Below are 16,515 nucleotides of genomic sequence, written 5' to 3' on the forward strand. Positions count from 1 at the left end.
TTAGTTCAATGTGGCCGTAAAATGGGCAAAAATGTGGCAGGTCAACCGCAGTTCGGCGGCATCGGGAGAATACCACAATAGTGCGCTAAGTCAGAACACATAATAATGTATACGAATTAAAAACATAACAGGAACAAAAAAGAAATTTTACCGGTATTTCCTTCTTCAGAAGGTACCGATTAAGAAACGGGGATAGCTCCCTGTATAAAGAACAATGAGAGGCTGCTTGGAGCACAGCATCACTGTCTGAATTTATCAGAACCGTCATTTTTTATTTATGAACGGACTTATAGAATAGCATTTCGCCGTATAGGAGTCGAGAAAATAACGTACAAAAATAAAGGATAAAAATTGTGCAATTATCCCAAATATTGTATTTTTATTGCAGCTGAACAGTTCCTGCTTCATTTAAAAAGGTTCAATAAAGATTTTTGACTTCCGTACCGAACTTTGCTATAGTGGGAAAAAGATATAGCGGAAAAGAATATGGGCTTCATCAAATCGGCGTTACTTATGGATATGCGCCGGAAGGGGAGCTGGAAGAAGCCGGGGCGGAGTATATTGCGGAGAGTGTAGAGGATTTGGGCTTATTTTTATTAGAAGGAAAAATGTGAGCTGACAGGAGCGGATATGAGAATCGGCGGAAAGAAAGAGACGGAAAAGAATATAAAAGGCCGTGCAGATAAAAATACGGTGTATAGAGCGCTTTTTTCCGTATTGGGGGCTCTGCTTGTGTATGAAGCAGGGAAAATGGCAGGCCTGCTATTGGCAGGAGCGCTTATCGGCGGCGGGGAAAATGCGGAAGAAATGCTGAATTCAGGTCTGACCGGGGGGCTTGCAAACCTGATTATGATTCTCACCGGAGGGCTGGCCTGTTTTGCGCTATGGAAGCCGTTTCTTCATTTTCGGCCCGCAAAACGGACGGATCGGAAAGAAATACTGCCGTTTTTTATCATGGCGGCGGCGCTGGCGCTGGGGTTGAATATCCTTATGGCATTTCTGCAGCTGGATCGGTTTTCCGAAACGTTCCGGGAGGTATCCCGGGCCCAGGCCGATGTGCCGCTTTGGCTGGGGATAGTGCTTTACGGCCTGGCAGCGCCTTTTTCCGAGGAGCTGGTTTTCCGGGGCATCATTTATGGAAAAGCAAGAGATATCTTCGGGGCTCCGGCGGCCATGGTTTTTTCCGGCCTGATATTTGGAATTTATCACGGGAATCTGGTGCAGGGTATCTATGCAGCGTTTCTGGGAACCGTGCTTGCATGGACGATGGAACATACGGGAACCCTGCTGGCGCCCATGATATTCCATGGGATAGGGAACATAACCGTGTTCCTTCTTATCGACGCGGCAGGCCTGGGCGGGGCGCTGGCAAGGCCGTGGATTTGTGCGGCGCTTCTTTTTATCAGCGTGGTATGCTTCCTGCAGCTGATAAAGGGCGGTAAAGCAGGAAAATCTCAAAGCTCCATCCTGTAAAGCAGCTTATGCTGCCTCTTCACCCGTTCCTTCACCTGCGTCAGAAAGGATTCCGGCCCCAGTACCTTTACCACGGGCCCGAAAGAAAGCACATCAATCAAAAGCTCGGTTTCATCCGCCGAATCATAATAGATCGAGCAGAGCCAGCAGCCGTTTTCCTCATCATATTCCGTATGCTTTTCATAGCTGGCAAAATGGAGCATGCACCGTTCCAGAGAGTTACGTTCGCCGCTGATTTGCAGCAGCACAGGCTCCGCAGCCCGGCTTACCGGCTGGAATCTGTATCCGGTGACAGAATCCGGGACATGTTCGGAGGAAAGCCGGCATTCCCTGATTTTTGCAAAATTCAGAAGCGTGTTGATACGAAAGGCGCCGCGGCTGTACTTCAGACAACAGAGGCGGAACTTATCATCCTTGGAAGAATACTGTATCTGATAAGGCGCCGCTTCGAAGCTGCGCGTCTGCCCCTCCTTTCCTTCATAGGTGACCAGAAGGATTCTCCCCTCCCGCAGCGCACAAAGCGCTGTCTGAAAATGTGCCCGGTACACCTCCGATTCCACAGGATCCCCATCCGTGTACCGATCATAATAATGAAAATCCCCGTCATTGTACAGCGGCTGTACATGGGAAAGCTCCCGGGTCAGCCTGGCGATATCCTCATCCGTAAGAAACAGCCGGATTCGCCGATCCCGAAGAAGCGCCTTCAGCCACGACTTCTGCAGGCTGCTTAACGGCGTCCGGGGAGCCTGGGAAAGCCTGGAACGATACTCCTTTTCCCCAGCTTCCTCAAGCAACGGCCAGGCGCCTGAGGTCAGCTTCGGCAGAATGGCAAGAGCCGTCTCCTGAAAGCCATGCGACAAAGCGATTTCTTCCATCCTTTTTACGGAAACAGGCGTATCCTGCGCCTCCGCCAGAATCCGCCGCACCACATCAAAATAACAGCTGTATATTTCATGAAATAATTCCATTGCAATTCCCTTCCGCATTCCGGTTCAAACTGCGGCAATCCTGTAAACGCAGCGCGTTCCCACACTATGGCTTTCCGGTACGCCCGCGTCCTCTCAGCAGTCTTCGTCCTTTTCTTCCTCCTCAGAAGGCCCCAGGCCATCCCCGCTGCAGTACATCCGGTACATCCGTTCCCAGTCAACCGTAATTTTATCTATGGATGCCTGACTGCTGCCCTGTATATCCAGAATTCTTCCGGTAAAGGTTTTCACCCACGAAAGCATTTCATTGGTATCAAAAAAAGCGCCGCTGTAAAGATATTCATTTTCCCGTATCCTCAGAACCTCACCGCCCCGGCCCTCTCTGGTCAGCCGGTTTATAATGTAAGGCTCCTTTTTTTCATCAATCCACAGCTTGATTACGACCTCCTCCAGCCGGGAATTACTGCCGCCGAAGGAAACACCCCAGCAATGCGCCAGATTCCGCGCCAGCTTTTCAACCAGCTCCTCATAGTACGGACATGCCTCCAACAGGCGCAGCTTCACAATACAATCCAGGCGCACATTGTTAAAACGCCGCCCCATCTCCTGGTAAACGCATAAATACCGCCTTCCGGTCCGCGTGCTGACAAAAATCTTCAGCGGCACGCCCTCCAGGGAAGACATCCGTCTGCTGCGGCTGCCCTTAACATCCATGCAAATCCGCCGCCGCTCCCGGATTCCGGACAGCGCCTCCGCCAGAACCCCGTCCTCCAGCGTATGTACAATAAAGTGATGCTTCCACTGGAAATAACAATTCTCCTCCCCGGCCTGATCTAACAGCGTGCTTCCCACAAAGCCAAAGGGCGCGGCCTCCTGAAAAAATTTCACCGCATCCAGCAGACGTTCCCGGATACCGGAGTCCTCCGGCCCTTCCAGAAAACCGTCTGCCGTGGAGTAGACCAGCGCCTTCCCCTTTTTCTCAGAAACGAGCAGCCCGAGTTTCTCGTATTCCCGAAGCTTCAGCCGCACCGTCTGGCTGTCGAACACACAACCATAAACGTCTGAAATTTCATCACAGACCTCCCCCGCCGACAGCCCCTCTCTGTGCTCCATGAAAAGATCCAGGATAAAAAAATGCAGCAGCAGATCATTATCCGTAAAGCTTTTGGATTTCCACGCGGCAAACAGAGGGTTCCCGGCCACCGATTTCCCATCCACGCTGATATATACATGCTTCCCCTTCCCCGTATACCCGGCCTTCGTATACTCCCCCAGCCAGCTTTCCACCCGCCGCCTTTCATTATCATAGGTTCTGGCGCTCTTCGCATCAAAGTCACTGCGCACCTTAAACCCATAAACATAGAACTGGCGCATATAATCCCTTATTTTATCAAAATTCTTAATTAATTCCTGAAATTCGCTCATGGCAAAGCTCCTGTGTCGGGTATATTTTTCAAAATGCCGAATCTATGCACTGCTGTCCGGTTCCTGTGTCCTGGCTGCGTCCTCCCGGGGTTGGTGTCCGCCGGTTTTCCGGGGCGGCTGCGGGATATTTTCCAAACCACCTCAAAAACGGGATGTTTCTAACTGTTCCCAAACGCCGGGATTTTGCCAACGCGGCCAAAACTCCTCCGCAGCCAGCCACAACTACTGACGGCTGTGGTGGCTGTGAACGGCTGTGTCGTCAGACAAGCCGCTAAGGACGGCAGAATCCCGGCGTTTGGGAGCAGTAAGAAACATCACCGTTTTTTCCCATGGTTTGGAAAATATCCCGCAGCCGCCCCGGAAAACCGGCAGACACCACCCCCGGGAGGATGCAGCCAGGACACAGGAACCGGACAGCCGCCCCCAGGATACCGACTATATTCAAATTATACGATCCTCGCAACTTTTTTTAAATGATAAAAATTTCCAAAACCCATAAAATGAGCATGTAACCGAGATACCTATACAAACACAAAAAGAATTGGAAAGGGGATGAAGATATGTTTGTTATGTATGAACCTGATAACATGAAGGTTCCGGTAAAGGTTTGGCTGAAAGAGGAAAGCGATTTGGAAAAGGGGTGCATGGAGCAGGCGTATCATCTCTCAAGACTTCCGTTTTTACATAAGTGGGTGAGCCTGATGCCGGATACGCATACCGGGATGGGGATGCCAATCGGCGGTGTGATTGCGGCGGAGGATGTGGTGATTCCCAATGCGGTGGGCGTTGATATCGGCTGCGGCATGGCTTATACGGAAACGAACATTAAGGTGGGGGATATCCGCGGGGGGATGACCGGAAACGGGAGCCTGCTGCAGGCGATTATTGGAGATATTATGCGCAATATCCCAGTGGGCTTTGGTCATCATAAGACCGTAATGCCGTGCTATACCCTGGATATGGCCTTTGAGGAGATGGAAAAATATGAGGAGGACGCCGAGCTTCTGGGACAGCTGGAAGCGGGATATTTCCAGATAGGGACGCTGGGAGGCGGAAATCATTTTATTGAGCTTCAGGAGGATGATAATGGCTATCTGGCCGTGATGCTTCATTCAGGAAGCCGTCATTTCGGAAAATCCGTGTGCGATTACTTCCATACAAAGGCTCGGGAACTGAACCGGAGATGGTACAGCGAGGTGCCCGATGAGTACCGGCTGGCTTTTCTGCCAGTGGATACGAAGGAAGGGAAGCAGTATCTGCACTGGATGCAGCTGTCCATGGATTTTGCCAGGGAAAACCGGGAGAAAATGCTTCTGGCCGTGAAGGCGATTCTGGAAAAATGGATTGGGAAATATACCGATCTGCAGCTGGAATTTTCCGGTGATATTAACTGCCACCATAATTATGCGGCGCTGGAAAACCATTTTGGAAAAAATGTGTGGGTGCACCGCAAGGGCGCCGTACGGGCCGGAAACGGTGAGTTGGCGGTGATTCCCGGGGCCATGGGGAGCTACAGCTATGTGGTGATGGGGAAAGGAAATCCCGACAGCTTCTGTTCTTCCTCCCACGGAGCAGGCCGCCAGTATTCCAGAAAGGGCGCCATGCAGGCCTTTACCTGCGAGGAGGTAATTCTGGATCTGCAGAAAACAGGCGTGATTCTTGGAAAAAAGAACAAGAGCGACGTGGCCGAGGAAAGCCGCTTCGCCTATAAAAATATTGAAGAGGTCATGGATAACCAGACAGATCTGGTGGTGCCGGTAAAACGGCTGAAAACCATAGGAGTAGTGAAAGGCTGAAACTGCCTGAGGTTCGCCTGCCGTAGCGTATCCGGGAAAACCGGACGCTGCAGCGCGCCTCAATGGTGCCGTTTGTCTCTGACAGAATGGCATGCCGGGCAGTGGGCATAGATGATATCCGCAAAAAACGGATACGCTAAAAGACATGATGTGTCGTGGGTTCGAATCCCACCGTGCTTCGTCACGTAGCTAAGCTGGTATAGCAATCATTCAGAAACATCTTATCAATGTTTCAACCAACCGGAAAAGAGAACTGTCCCGTTCCGGCCCGGGAAAAAGGAAGGAAATGCCGGCAAAACGGCAGGTACCGGCCGGATTTTCCGAAAAAGGCAGTCCCTTTTGAGCCAGCGTCCCTTCGGATACCGTTTTCCTGGAAACAGCGCCGGGAATCAGCACCTTTGATTTCCCGCCTCTGTCTGAGGCGATATACGGGCCGGCGCCGCCGGACTTACGATCGCCTTGTCCCGGAGAAACTGAAGGAAGGACCCGCACAAAAGGGATGGGACGGGGCAGATATCTTTTTTCAAAAAAGAAAAAATCATGCGGCCTGCAGCAAAAATCCAATAGCAGTCCAAGTGACTGATATGTTGTGAAATTGCTGTCTGGCAGCAAATAAATATGGAAAGGAAGTGCTGCTATGACACACTATATTATCAAAGAACAGGAAGCCGGCTATCTTTGCCGCAACGGAAAGTTTCTGCGCCTTCTGGCTGCCGGTAAATATACATATCCCAAAGCCCTTGGCTATGACGTACAGATCGTGCCAATGAGCGGGGAGGTAAAAACCTGCGGCATTCCGGAGAATATCCTCATGCAGGATAAGGAGTTTTCTGCACGTGTGGTAAAAGCCGCTGTGCCGGACGAATGCATTGCCATCCGTTTTGTCAACGGGGCATACAAGGAAGTGCTTACAAAGGCGGAAACCCTGTTCTGGAACGTTTATGAAAAAAACGAATTCAAACTGGTGGATATCACCCAGCCCTGCATGGAAGACACCCTTCCCCGCATCTATATGGACCTGATGCCTGTAAAATTCTATAAAAAAATCACCATCAAGGATGGGGAAACAGGTCTGTTGTATTTTGATATGCACTACGAAAAAAGGCTGGCCACGGGCACCTATTATTTCTGGAATTACGGACGGGAAGTAACCTGCAAGATTTTCAACATGAAAATCCAGCAGCTGGATATTTCAGGACAGGAAATCCTTACTGCCGACAAGGTGGGCATCCGCCTGAACCTGGTGGTAAACTACCGGATCACCAATCCGGAAAAACTGGTGGAAAAGGTGGATGGCGTATCAGGCCTCCTCTACACCAGGGCCCAGCTGCTGCTCAGGGAACAGGTAGGCCGTTTCCGTCTGGATGAACTGCTCAATCAGAAAGAAGAGCTGTCTGCTGTCATTCTGGAAAAAATGAAGGCGGGACAAGAGGAATACTGCGTGGAAATCGTAAATGCAGGCATCAAGGACATCATCCTCCCGGGAGAAATCCGTGAAATCATGAACACCGTCCTGGTAGCGGAGAAAAAGGCCCAGGCCAACGTCATCATGCGCCGGGAGGAGGTGGCATCCACAAGGAGCCTTCTGAACACGGCGAAGCTGATGGAAGAGAACAGGACGCTGATGCGCCTGAAGGAAATGGAGTATCTGGAAAAAATCTGCGATAAGGTGGGCAGCATTACGTTGAACGGCGGAAAAAGCGTTCTGGATCAGCTGTCGGAGCTGGCGGCAGGCCGCGATGTTTCCTGAAAAAACAGCGCGGCGCCTCTGCCGGGGCCATTTATCTATCCCCTGATACTTCCGGTATTAAAGGTTGTTCCCATGTACCGGAACACATTCCCCATCCAGCTTTCTTGATTTCTCACAAGCTTTCACAATCAAATGGCTTTCAACCGCCTCCGGAACCTCTTTGATTCTTTGGTAGAATCCGGAATAACGTAGCACGTGGCGGGCAAAAACATGAAAGTTTTTTCCTCTGCCTTTTTTGTAATGGCGATACAGTCTGTTCGCTGCGACGGCGTGCGGCGGATGCTTCTGGCGGAAAACTGCAGTATCCGGTAGGCGGCCGAAGCCTGCGGATTTTCCAATAGGGCTCATTTTTACAGGATGTTCAGACAGTTTGTGGGACACCTGCCGTCGATGGAGGCAAAAGCTTAGCACAACTTATGATTCTTTTAATTTTGTATTAATATTCCCAATAAAAAATGCAAAAAAGTTTGTTTATGGTAAAATAAAAAAGAGAAGAATTCAGGACGGATTTTCCGGCTAATCGGATAATGCGCCTTTCTTTAAAATAGTAATACAGCTCGGCCAGATGAGTACATAACAAGAAACACCCGCGCGTTCCATGTGCAGATGGGAGGAATGATGAAAAGAAAATCTCCAGCAAACCATAAAAAAACATTTCTGCTGAAAAAACACATCAAATGTTCCGAAACACAAAGACTTCCGGTTCTCCTTTTGCTGTTGTCTCTTATTGCAGCGGCAGTACCCGCCTGCGGCAAAGCCTCACAGCTGCCTGCATCAACCATGGATTTGACAAAGGAATATCGCAGCGGAAGCAAAAAAAATGAAACCGTAGAGATCGGAGAAGATTTCGCCCGGGCTTACTGTGAATTTTCTCTTGGACTGCTCAGGGATGCCGTAAACAGTGAGATACAAACCAATGAAGTACAAACCAGCGAGGTACAAAACAACGAGGCAGAAACCAGCGGAGAAGCTGCCGACGCCGTGCAGGCTGATGGAACGCGCAATCTCATGATTGCGCCCATTTCCGTCCTTCAGGCGCTGGAAATGACGCGGATTGGGGCAGGAACAGGGACATTGGAGCAGATGGGCATGACCATGTATCCGGGAATGGAGCCGGAGCAGGGGAGAAAACAGCTGCTTTCCTGGGCGGAAGGCCTGCCAAGTGCGGACGGCGCCGAAATGAAGCTGGCCAATTCGGTCTGGATCAACACGGAAAATGAACAGTTTCAGCCGGATGCTGAGTTCCTGAAACGAAATGCGTTGGAATCCGGGGCATCAGTTTATGGCGCTCCCTTCGATGAAGCCGCCTGCAAGGAGCTGAATCAATGGGTGGAACAGAATACGGACGGAATGGTAAAGGACATCCTTGACAGAATTCCCAGGGAAGCCATCATGTATCTTGTAAATGCAGCGGCATTCGATGCAAAATGGGAACAACCCTATCAATCCAGTCAGGTGGGGAACGGGACTTTCACGAAGGAGGATGGCAGCGAAAGCGAGGTTCCCATGATGTATTCCATGGAATCCGTATTTTTGAAGGGAGAACACGCTGTTGGTTTTTGCAGGCCCTATGCATCAGGATACTACTTTGCAGCGATTCTCCCGGAGGAAGGATGGACTTTGCAGGAATATATCAGGCAGCTGGATGGGGAAGCATTGCGGAATATGTTTACCAGCCCTGCAGAAGCGGCAGTGGAAACCGCGCTTCCCAAATTTAAGGGAGAATCGAGCCTGGAGCTGTCGGATACCCTGGCAGGAATGGGAATGCCGCTGGCCTTTGATTCCGGTCTTGCTGATTTTTCAGGAATCGGCAGCTGTGAAGGCGGGAATATCAGTATCAGCCGCATACTTCATAAGACGTATATTGAAGTGGACGAGCTGGGGACAAAAGCCGGGGCGGCCACGGTAGTGGAAATGGAGGCCGGAGGAGCATATACGGTAACTGAAAATGTGATTCTGGACCGCCCCTTCCTTTATGCCATTGTAGATAAGGAAACGGATCTTCCTATATTTATAGGAATCGTGGAAGACCCGGCAGCGGAATGATTACCATAAAAATAGGAGGAGAAAAATAATGGCAACATGGATGGTTCATTTAAGAGTTGCGGAACAGATGCTTGAAGTATTTCCCAAGCTGGAACGGCAGGAGTTTATTGTGGGTAATATCGCTCCTGACAGCGGCGTTCCCAATGAGGACTGGTTGGTTTTCACACCGGATACCAATACCTCGCATTTTAAAACGGACGGAGAGATTGATATCCCTAAATTCCTGAATAAATATATGACCGGGGAAAAATGGGCTGCCTATGGAGAAAAGGCGAAATCCTTTTTCCTCGGATACTATGTGCACCTGCTTACGGATGAGCTGTGGCGCGATGAAGTGGTGTATCCGACGATAGAAAAGCACCGGGAACTTTACGACAGGGACAGGATGGAGGCCATATGGACCTTCAAAAAGGACTGGTACGATCTGGACCATCTTTTTATCAGAAACCACCCTGATTTCCAACCGTTCCTGGAGTATGAAAATGCGGTTGGTTTTCAGAACTGTTTTATGGAGGAGTTTGCCGAGGATGCTTTTGACAGACGTAGAATTTATATTACGGGTTTTTACAGAGAGCCTCACGAAGATCTGGATCGGGAATATCCCTATCTGTGTGAAGGGGATATGCAGGTTTTTGTGGCAAAGGTACAACAACACATCTCCATGGATGGCCCTGCCATTCATGAAGCATCTGTAGTATACTGAAAGCGCAACTGCCAAATATTTATAATAGGAAGGTATAGAAAGAAGTACGCTTCAATCGCCCAACCTTCAGGCAACATAATCTACAGGCGCGGTTAAGCGCGGATAGGAGCAAAATGACGGAAAAAGAAAAATCATATGCAGGCCTGTTATATCAGCCCGGCGACCCAGAGCTTGTGGCGGACCGTGCAGTGACTGTAAAAAAGCTGTACGAGTACAACAATCTGCATCCGCTGGATCTTGAGGCGCGGCAGGAAGCCATACGCGGCCTGCTGGGCAAAGCGGGGGAAAACTGTGTCGTGGAGCAGCCGCTTTTTTGTACATATGGCTACAATACTACGGTAGGCAAAAATTTTTTCATGAACGTAAACGGTAAGCTTATGGACAGCGGTAAGATTACGATTGGCGACAACGTATTTATCGCGCCGGATGTGTGCATTGTAACGGAAGAGCATGCAATGGATGTAGAGCAGCGGGTGGCCGGGCTGGAATACACACATCCGGTTACGATTGGCGACAACGTCTGGATTTGCACCGGGGCCATTATACTGCCGGGCGTAACAATCGGAGCGGACAGCGTAATCGGAGCGGGCAGTGTTGTCACAAAGGACATACCGCCCAGGAGCCTAGCCGTTGGAAATCCCTGCAAAGTGATCCGTACGCTATAATTTCATATCCCGGATACAAAAAGCAACCTGATAGGGAAAAAGATCGGCAGTAGTTTTCAGCTCATTGTCCAGAAGCCTTTTTATGTTCTGGATCCGGTAATTTACCGTGTTCCGGTGGGTGTAGGTGTCCCTGGAAACCCCGATCAGGCTGCGGTCATTTGCGATATAGCTGCGCAGGGTTTCCACATAGCCGATGGTTTCGCCGCTGCCGGAATGATGAAGCCGGTCATATTCCTCCAGGGGACCAAGCAGCCTGTCGGCATAGTCCTTTAAAATCTCCGGATCATCGGAGGAAAAGAGGATGCCGAAAAAGCCCATCTGATCAAAGTCAACCACATCCTTTTCCATGCGCAGAGCCATCTGGGCCGCAATACGCGCGCGGCCCAGCGCGCGGCTTAAGTTCCGTATGCCGTGGCATTCCGGGCCAATTCCCAGACAAAGCTGCTTCCTTTCAAAGAAATAGGAAAAAATGGTCCGGATCTGTAAGGTCAGTTCCGCCACGGATTCCTCCGGGAAATCATTGACGGCCAGGACGTAGTATTCCTTTACGTCCATGAGAAAATAGGGATAGCGGATTTTCGTCCCGTTTTGCCACAGGCCGAACACGTTTTCCAGCTTCAGCGCGGCCTGGCGGAACAGGACCTTTTCCTCCGCCGTATACTGGGGCTGCATATAGAAAAGACGGAAGGTGCCGTCCAGATGGTAGCGTATCCCGATTTCCTCCAGGAAGTCATCAGGGACATCCTTACCCTTGAGAAGCCGTTCAAACATGATTCCGTATTGTTCCTCTTTCCTCACCTGCTGCATGATGCGCATGCAGTAATCCTGGGTCAGCTCGGTGATGGAGATTTCCCAGGGCATTTCAAGAAGGGGAAAATTGTGCGCTTCGCACCAGTCGATAACATCCCGGGGCACCTGCTTGAGATACATTCCCGTGTTGATGATGATGCCGGCGCTTTCCGCCTTTTTCATGGAAGCGACCAGATGAAGCAGCCAGCCGTCAATCCGGGCCTTCAGTCCGGTGGTGACAGCCAGCTCCTCTCCGCTGAAACGGTTGATTATTGTTTCATCCTCAAGCATGTGCACCCAGCCGATTACGTTGTCCATCCCATTTTTTCCAGCTAAAATGCGCAGCTTATACTTCTCTTTTGTCTCTTCGTAAATTTCCCAGAATCGGATTGCCATACAATTTCCCCCATGCTTTGATGTCAATGCAGCCAGAACCTCAAAATATGTACTGATAGTACATAAACATGCCGTTTTTTTCAGACTACCAGATTATGGACGAAAAGTCCATATAATTATATATTGTAATTGAAAAGGAACGTAAGCAGACGTACCGGAGGAGGTTATGTTATGAACGCATTCAGCTTTGATATCACAAACAATTCCCTGATTGTTAAGCAGGAAAACATGTACCCGGAATGGGTGACCACAGAGCGTTTTTACAACTGTGAGAACTTCGGACAGATATTTGTGAAGGGAGAACCCTTCCTTAGGAAAATGTTAGGAAGAAAACAGAACAAAAGATAAAAATTTGTGCTTTTAATACAAAAAGAGAAAATATTACAACGAAAAATAATGCCTCCGGACAGCTGGTGTCCGGAGGCATTATTTTTATCGGGCGAAGGGAGGGACTCTGTTTCCCGGCAGTAATTTGACCTTGTGAGCATGGCGGTTGGATATGCCATATATGGCCTTCCATCACAAAACGACCTGAAGGAGCAGGCCTAAAAGTGCAGCTTTTTGTACAATTCAGTAAACATATCCCTGCTTTTAAAGATCAGCAGGCCGGTAAGCATCAGGAAGCTGATGCCGCCGCAGAGCACGGAGAGATATACCACCTGCGCCGCGCCCAGCGCCAGCAGCAGGGCGGGAAGCAGTCCGATAAGGCCGGCTAAAATGTAATAGATCATATATTCCTGCACTGGCAGCTTCTGCACCTTTGTGATAATCAGCATGGAAAGCTGGATAAGCATGCAGACCGCAGGAAGCACATAGTCAACGGACCAGCCGTGCCAGCCTGTGCACAGATCCCAGATCACACATACGGTAGGCAGGAGAAGCATCTGCCAGATGGCGTTTTTCAGCAGGTTATGCCGTTTGAAAAAGCCCAGGGCAAGCGCGAGCCACATGCTCAGGGCGCCGCCGATGACATAGACGGACCAGCGCAGGGAGGGCGTGAAAATCAGATTCACCATAACCGCTGCGCAGGCAGCGGCGATGCAGGAGAAGGAAAACCACTAACAGGCCTTTGCGCATGACGGACAGGAAAACCGGATATTTTTCCATGGTTTTATCCAGGGCCGCCTGCAGGGCTTTACCTTCCACAGGCTCCTTTAATTCACAGTAAAAGCGGAAAACCCGCGTATCTTTTTTATTGCTGGAAATTGATTGATGAGGGTGAGGATTTCCTGTACGTGGTAATATTTGATGCCAAGGGCGAAAAAATCATGCAGCGCATCCTTGATTCTGTGGATTTCCACTTCATTTCCGGCTTCCCGGAGCCGTTCTCCGTAGGCTTCCCCTTCATCCCGCAGGGGATCGAACTGGGACGTAAGTATCAGCGTCCGGGGCTGACGGGAGAGATCCTGTGCAAGGATGGGGGCAAAATAAGGATTCAGCCGGTCGGCCTCCGTACCCTGGTAATATTCCAGATACTGGCAGAGCTTCTGCCTGGTAAGCAGGAAATCAGTTCCGTTTTCCTGCACGGAGGGGAAAGGGGAGGCTTCCGAGTAATCGCTGTTTACGGCGGGGTAGATCAGGATCTGCTGCTGCGGCATGAATTCGCCCCCGCCGGGCAGATAGATGCGGGTGGGAACCTCATAGTCTCCATTGTAGATCTTCGTGTCTATGGTCCTGTAAAAACGCTTCAGCGGATCGATTGCCTTGATATTGGCAAAAGCCCCGGAGGACTGTACGTTAATGTCGCCGTAGGACAGCGCCTTGAGGACGGTGCGCATCGCTTTGTTGATTGCCATCTGTAAGTTTACCCATATTCTGCGCCGCAGAATTCCTTTTCTTACGAAAAGAATAACACCCCGGGCTGGAATTGTAAATGTACGGTCGAAAAACAGCTAAAAATTTTTGCTTAAATTGCACAAAAGGCTGTCGGTAATTGTCATTATGTGGTACAATTTTAACATAAGAAATTAGAAAACAGGGGGAAACATTTATGGCAAAAGAAATGATTGCGATGCTTCTTGCCGGCGGCCAGGGCTCCCGATTGTATGCCCTGACGCAGAAGCTGGCCAAACCTGCAGTTCCTTTTGGCGGAAAATACCGTATCATCGATTTCCCGTTATCCAACTGCGTGAATTCCGGTATTGATACGGTGGGAATCCTGACCCAGTATCAGCCCATGGTGCTCAACGAGTACATAGGAAACGGTCAGCCATGGGATTTGGACCGTCTTTACGGCGGAGTGCATGTCCTGCCGCCCTACCAGAAGGCATCCGGATCGGACTGGTACAAGGGAACTGCCAATGCGATTTATCAAAACATTCCTTTTATTGAACGCTATAATCCGGAATATGTGATTATTCTTTCAGGAGATCAGATATGCAAGCAGGATTACAGTGATTTCCTGAGGTTCCATAAGGAAAAGGGCGCGGAATTCAGCGTGGCCGTCATGGAAGTGCCCTGGGAGGAGGCTTCCCGCTTCGGTCTGATGGTGGCGGATGAGAACGATAAGATCACCGAATTCCAGGAGAAACCGAAGAATCCCAAATCCAACCTGGCTTCCATGGGTATCTATATTTTCAACTGGGACGTGCTTAAGAGGTATCTCATAGAGGATGAGGCGGATCCGGAATCGGAGAATGACTTCGGCAACAACATTATTCCCAGCCTGCTGCGTGATGGCCGTGAGATGTATGCTTATCATTTCAGCGGATACTGGAAGGATGTGGGAACCATCGCCTCTTTGTGGGAGGCCAATATGGAGGTCCTGGATCCGGAGCACAGCGGAATCAACCTGTTTGACGATAACTGGAAAATATACAGCAGGAACAGCGGTATGACCGGCCACAAGATTTCTTCCGAGGCTGAGGTGGAGAATTCCATGATTACGGACGGCTGCCGTATCGGCGGCCATGTGAAGCATTCGGTCCTGTTTGCCGGCGTTATTGTGGAGCCTGGCGCAGATGTGGAGGATGCGGTTGTTATGGGCGGCACGGTGATCAAGGCGGGCGCGGTGGTTAAGCACTGCATCATTGCGGAAAATGTGGTTGTCGGTGAAAATGCCGAAGTGGGCGCCATGCCTGAGGGCGCGGAAAACGGCGTGGCCACGGTGGGGGCAGGTGTGTATATCGGCGACGGCGCCAAGATAGGCCCCAATGCCATGATCGATCATAATGTAAAGGACGGTGAAGTAGAATGGTAAACTCCAATGCAAATGCACTCGGCATCATTTTTCCCAACAGCTATGATTCCCTGGTACCTGAACTGGTTGCGGAGCGTCTGATGGCCTCCATTCCCTTTGCAGGGCGTTACCGGATGGTTGATTTTGTGTTGTCCAGCATGGTCAATGCCGGAATTGACAACATTTCCGTGATTGTCCGCAAGAATTACCATTCTCTTATGGACCATCTGGGTTCCGGGCGTGAATGGGATCTGACCCGTAAAAACGGCGGGCTGAACATCGTCCCCCCCTTTGCGGAAAAAACGGTGAAGGTCTACAACGGACGTGTGGAGGCGCTGGCAAGCATTCTGGACTTTCTGAAGGATCAGAAGGAAAAATACGTGATTATGTCCGAGGCTAACCTGGCCGCCAATTTTGATTTCAAGGCCATGCTGAATGCCCATATTGAAAGCGGCGCCGATGTGACCCTGGCCTATGCCCAGGAGGAAATCCCGGAGGGGCTGATCAAACCCTTCGATGTGAATAAGGATCTGTACTATACCCTGGATATCGAGGACGGACGTGTCAGGGAAATCCAGATCAATCCGGAGGAGCCGGGGATTCAGAACCTGTCCCTGAACATCTATATTATTGAAAGGGAGCTGCTGATCAGCCAGATCTCCGCCGCGTTTGTCAGGGGCTATGTGTATTTTGAGCGGGATATCCTGGCGCCCCAGCTGGATAAGCTGAATGTGCGCGGCTATAAGTTCGGCGGTTATATTGCGCGTATCAGCAGTATTAAGAGCTATTTCGATGAAAATATGAAGCTTCTGGACGAGGAAAACCTGGACGCGCTCTTCGGCGGCAACCATATTTACACCAAAATCCGTGACGACAACCCGACCCGCTATATAAAAGGAGCGAAGGCGAAAAATATTATGGCCGCTGACGGCTGTATCATAGAAGGGGAAGTGGAAAACAGCGTTCTCTTCCGTGGCGTCAGGGTAGGAAAGGGCGCAAAGGTAAAGAACTGTGTGCTGATGCAGGATACCGTGATTGAACCGGGAGTGAATGTGGAATACATTATCTCGGATAAGAATGTGACCATTACTGCCGATAAGGAAATCAAGGGAACGGACAGCTTCCCTGTTTATGTGGCGAAGTATCAGGTGGTATGATATCAGGCAGTTATTTGCCGGATATGCGGGCAGGACGGCCTGAATAAACTGAAAAATGAATCCTGCGGCGGTTTTTTCTTAAACAGCTGCAGGATAGGAAAAAATATCCCGGATTTACTGCGGCGGACATTCCTTTACCGGAAAAGGCCCTGCAGCCCGGGTATTTTTTATTTACGGAAGGTTTGGCAAAAGGGCTTCCTTTGCCTATGAA

The 16,515-nt window shown here is 50.1% G+C and carries 15 protein-coding genes; 10 read left to right on the top strand and 5 right to left on the bottom strand.

Going from position 1 to position 16,515, the window contains the following annotated elements; all coding sequences use genetic code 11:
- The first annotated feature begins 458 nt into the window (after positions 1 to 458).
- On the top strand, positions 459 to 614 hold the full coding sequence (locus FYJ45_RS01505) for a hypothetical protein (RefSeq protein ID WP_195841601.1): 156 nt from the start codon (positions 459 to 461) through the stop codon (positions 612 to 614).
- A 16-nt stretch (positions 615 to 630) separates the two neighbouring features.
- Positions 631 to 1,473, top strand: coding sequence for a CPBP family intramembrane glutamic endopeptidase (locus tag FYJ45_RS01510; protein WP_154463142.1), 843 nt, complete (start codon positions 631 to 633; stop codon positions 1,471 to 1,473).
- Here FYJ45_RS01510 and FYJ45_RS01515 read toward each other — a convergent pair.
- Both FYJ45_RS01515 and FYJ45_RS01520 read right to left on the bottom strand, forming a co-directional pair.
- Complete coding sequence (locus tag FYJ45_RS01515; protein ID WP_154463143.1) at positions 1,455 to 2,441, bottom strand: WYL domain-containing protein; 987 nt, start codon at positions 2,439 to 2,441, stop codon at positions 1,455 to 1,457. The genes FYJ45_RS01510 and FYJ45_RS01515 overlap by 19 nt on opposite strands.
- A gap of 93 nt (positions 2,442 to 2,534) precedes the next feature.
- Positions 2,535 to 3,824: a WYL domain-containing protein gene (locus tag FYJ45_RS01520; RefSeq protein WP_154463144.1), complete on the bottom strand. Its 1,290-nt coding sequence runs from the start codon at positions 3,822 to 3,824 to the stop codon at positions 2,535 to 2,537.
- A gap of 560 nt (positions 3,825 to 4,384) precedes the next feature.
- On the opposite strand from FYJ45_RS01520, the gene FYJ45_RS01525 reads away from it, so the two are divergent.
- The 5 genes from FYJ45_RS01525 to FYJ45_RS01545 all read left to right on the top strand — a co-directional run bounded on the left by FYJ45_RS01525 (position 4,385) and on the right by FYJ45_RS01545 (position 10,784).
- Positions 4,385 to 5,620: an RtcB family protein gene (locus tag FYJ45_RS01525; RefSeq protein ID WP_154463145.1), complete on the top strand. Its 1,236-nt coding sequence runs from the start codon at positions 4,385 to 4,387 to the stop codon at positions 5,618 to 5,620.
- A gap of 637 nt (positions 5,621 to 6,257) precedes the next feature.
- Positions 6,258 to 7,370 carry a slipin family protein gene (locus tag FYJ45_RS01530; protein WP_154463146.1) on the top strand — a complete coding sequence of 371 codons (1,113 nt, stop codon included), beginning with the start codon at positions 6,258 to 6,260 and terminating at the stop codon, positions 7,368 to 7,370.
- A gap of 618 nt (positions 7,371 to 7,988) precedes the next feature.
- On the top strand, positions 7,989 to 9,416 hold the full coding sequence (locus FYJ45_RS01535) for a serpin family protein (RefSeq protein WP_207708381.1): 1,428 nt from the start codon (positions 7,989 to 7,991) through the stop codon (positions 9,414 to 9,416).
- A 28-nt stretch (positions 9,417 to 9,444) separates the two neighbouring features.
- Positions 9,445 to 10,119, top strand: a complete 675-nt coding sequence (locus FYJ45_RS01540) for a zinc dependent phospholipase C family protein (protein ID WP_154463148.1) — start codon at positions 9,445 to 9,447, stop codon at positions 10,117 to 10,119.
- A 113-nt stretch (positions 10,120 to 10,232) separates the two neighbouring features.
- The gene (locus tag FYJ45_RS01545) at positions 10,233 to 10,784 is read left to right on the top strand and encodes a sugar O-acetyltransferase (protein ID WP_025488899.1); all 552 of its coding nucleotides are present in this window, start codon (positions 10,233 to 10,235) and stop codon (positions 10,782 to 10,784) included.
- Here FYJ45_RS01545 and FYJ45_RS01550 read toward each other — a convergent pair.
- Positions 10,779 to 11,969 (bottom strand): PucR family transcriptional regulator, encoded by a 1,191-nt coding sequence (locus FYJ45_RS01550; protein ID WP_154463149.1) that lies wholly within the window; start codon positions 11,967 to 11,969, stop codon positions 10,779 to 10,781. The two genes, FYJ45_RS01545 and FYJ45_RS01550, sit on opposite strands and share 6 nt — an antisense overlap.
- Positions 11,970 to 12,140: 171 nt before the next feature.
- On the opposite strand from FYJ45_RS01550, the gene FYJ45_RS01555 reads away from it, so the two are divergent.
- Positions 12,141 to 12,317 (top strand): hypothetical protein, encoded by a 177-nt coding sequence (locus FYJ45_RS01555; protein WP_154463150.1) that lies wholly within the window; start codon positions 12,141 to 12,143, stop codon positions 12,315 to 12,317.
- A 197-nt stretch (positions 12,318 to 12,514) separates the two neighbouring features.
- Here FYJ45_RS01555 and FYJ45_RS01560 read toward each other — a convergent pair whose 3' ends face one another.
- Both FYJ45_RS01560 and FYJ45_RS01565 read right to left on the bottom strand, forming a co-directional pair.
- Positions 12,515 to 12,985 carry a DUF6320 domain-containing protein gene (locus FYJ45_RS01560; RefSeq protein ID WP_195841603.1) on the bottom strand — a complete coding sequence of 157 codons (471 nt, stop codon included), beginning with the start codon at positions 12,983 to 12,985 and terminating at the stop codon, positions 12,515 to 12,517.
- Positions 12,986 to 13,123: 138 nt separating this feature from the next.
- Positions 13,124 to 13,765 carry an alpha/beta hydrolase fold domain-containing protein gene (locus FYJ45_RS01565; RefSeq protein WP_154463151.1) on the bottom strand — a complete coding sequence of 214 codons (642 nt, stop codon included), beginning with the start codon at positions 13,763 to 13,765 and terminating at the stop codon, positions 13,124 to 13,126.
- Positions 13,766 to 13,959: 194 nt separating this feature from the next.
- Here FYJ45_RS01565 and FYJ45_RS01570 point away from each other — a divergent pair, with 194 nt between their 5' ends.
- On the top strand, positions 13,960 to 15,168 hold the full coding sequence (locus FYJ45_RS01570) for a glucose-1-phosphate adenylyltransferase (RefSeq protein ID WP_154463152.1): 1,209 nt from the start codon (positions 13,960 to 13,962) through the stop codon (positions 15,166 to 15,168).
- Positions 15,162 to 16,304: a glucose-1-phosphate adenylyltransferase subunit GlgD gene (glgD, locus tag FYJ45_RS01575; protein ID WP_021638339.1), complete on the top strand. Its 1,143-nt coding sequence runs from the start codon at positions 15,162 to 15,164 to the stop codon at positions 16,302 to 16,304. Before FYJ45_RS01570 ends, glgD begins: the two co-directional genes overlap by 7 nt.
- Positions 16,305 to 16,515: the final 211 nt, after the last annotated feature.

The organism is Eisenbergiella porci (genome assembly GCF_009696275.1).
GTDB classification, from domain to species: domain Bacteria; phylum Bacillota; class Clostridia; order Lachnospirales; family Lachnospiraceae; genus Eisenbergiella; species Eisenbergiella porci.

What these genes read in the sequence shown, in the direction of transcription:
- FYJ45_RS01510 (WP_154463142.1), top strand. Translation starts at nt 631, where the DNA reads ATGAGAATCGGCGGAAAGAAAGAGACGGAAAAGAATATAAAAGGCCGT.
- FYJ45_RS01515 (WP_154463143.1), bottom strand. Translation starts at nt 2,441, where the DNA reads ATGGAATTATTTCATGAAATATACAGCTGTTATTTTGATGTGGTGCGG.
- FYJ45_RS01520 (WP_154463144.1), bottom strand. Translation starts at nt 3,824, where the DNA reads ATGAGCGAATTTCAGGAATTAATTAAGAATTTTGATAAAATAAGGGAT.
- FYJ45_RS01525 (WP_154463145.1), top strand. Translation starts at nt 4,385, where the DNA reads ATGTTTGTTATGTATGAACCTGATAACATGAAGGTTCCGGTAAAGGTT.
- FYJ45_RS01530 (WP_154463146.1), top strand. Translation starts at nt 6,258, where the DNA reads ATGACACACTATATTATCAAAGAACAGGAAGCCGGCTATCTTTGCCGC.
- FYJ45_RS01535 (WP_207708381.1), top strand. Translation starts at nt 7,989, where the DNA reads ATGAAAAGAAAATCTCCAGCAAACCATAAAAAAACATTTCTGCTGAAA.
- FYJ45_RS01540 (WP_154463148.1), top strand. Translation starts at nt 9,445, where the DNA reads ATGGCAACATGGATGGTTCATTTAAGAGTTGCGGAACAGATGCTTGAA.
- FYJ45_RS01545 (WP_025488899.1), top strand. Translation starts at nt 10,233, where the DNA reads ATGACGGAAAAAGAAAAATCATATGCAGGCCTGTTATATCAGCCCGGC.
- FYJ45_RS01550 (WP_154463149.1), bottom strand. Translation starts at nt 11,969, where the DNA reads ATGGCAATCCGATTCTGGGAAATTTACGAAGAGACAAAAGAGAAGTAT.
- FYJ45_RS01555 (WP_154463150.1), top strand. Translation starts at nt 12,141, where the DNA reads ATGAACGCATTCAGCTTTGATATCACAAACAATTCCCTGATTGTTAAG.
- FYJ45_RS01560 (WP_195841603.1), bottom strand. Translation starts at nt 12,985, where the DNA reads ATGGTGAATCTGATTTTCACGCCCTCCCTGCGCTGGTCCGTCTATGTC.
- FYJ45_RS01565 (WP_154463151.1), bottom strand. Translation starts at nt 13,765, where the DNA reads ATGGCAATCAACAAAGCGATGCGCACCGTCCTCAAGGCGCTGTCCTAC.
- FYJ45_RS01570 (WP_154463152.1), top strand. Translation starts at nt 13,960, where the DNA reads ATGGCAAAAGAAATGATTGCGATGCTTCTTGCCGGCGGCCAGGGCTCC.
- glgD (WP_021638339.1), top strand. Translation starts at nt 15,162, where the DNA reads ATGGTAAACTCCAATGCAAATGCACTCGGCATCATTTTTCCCAACAGC.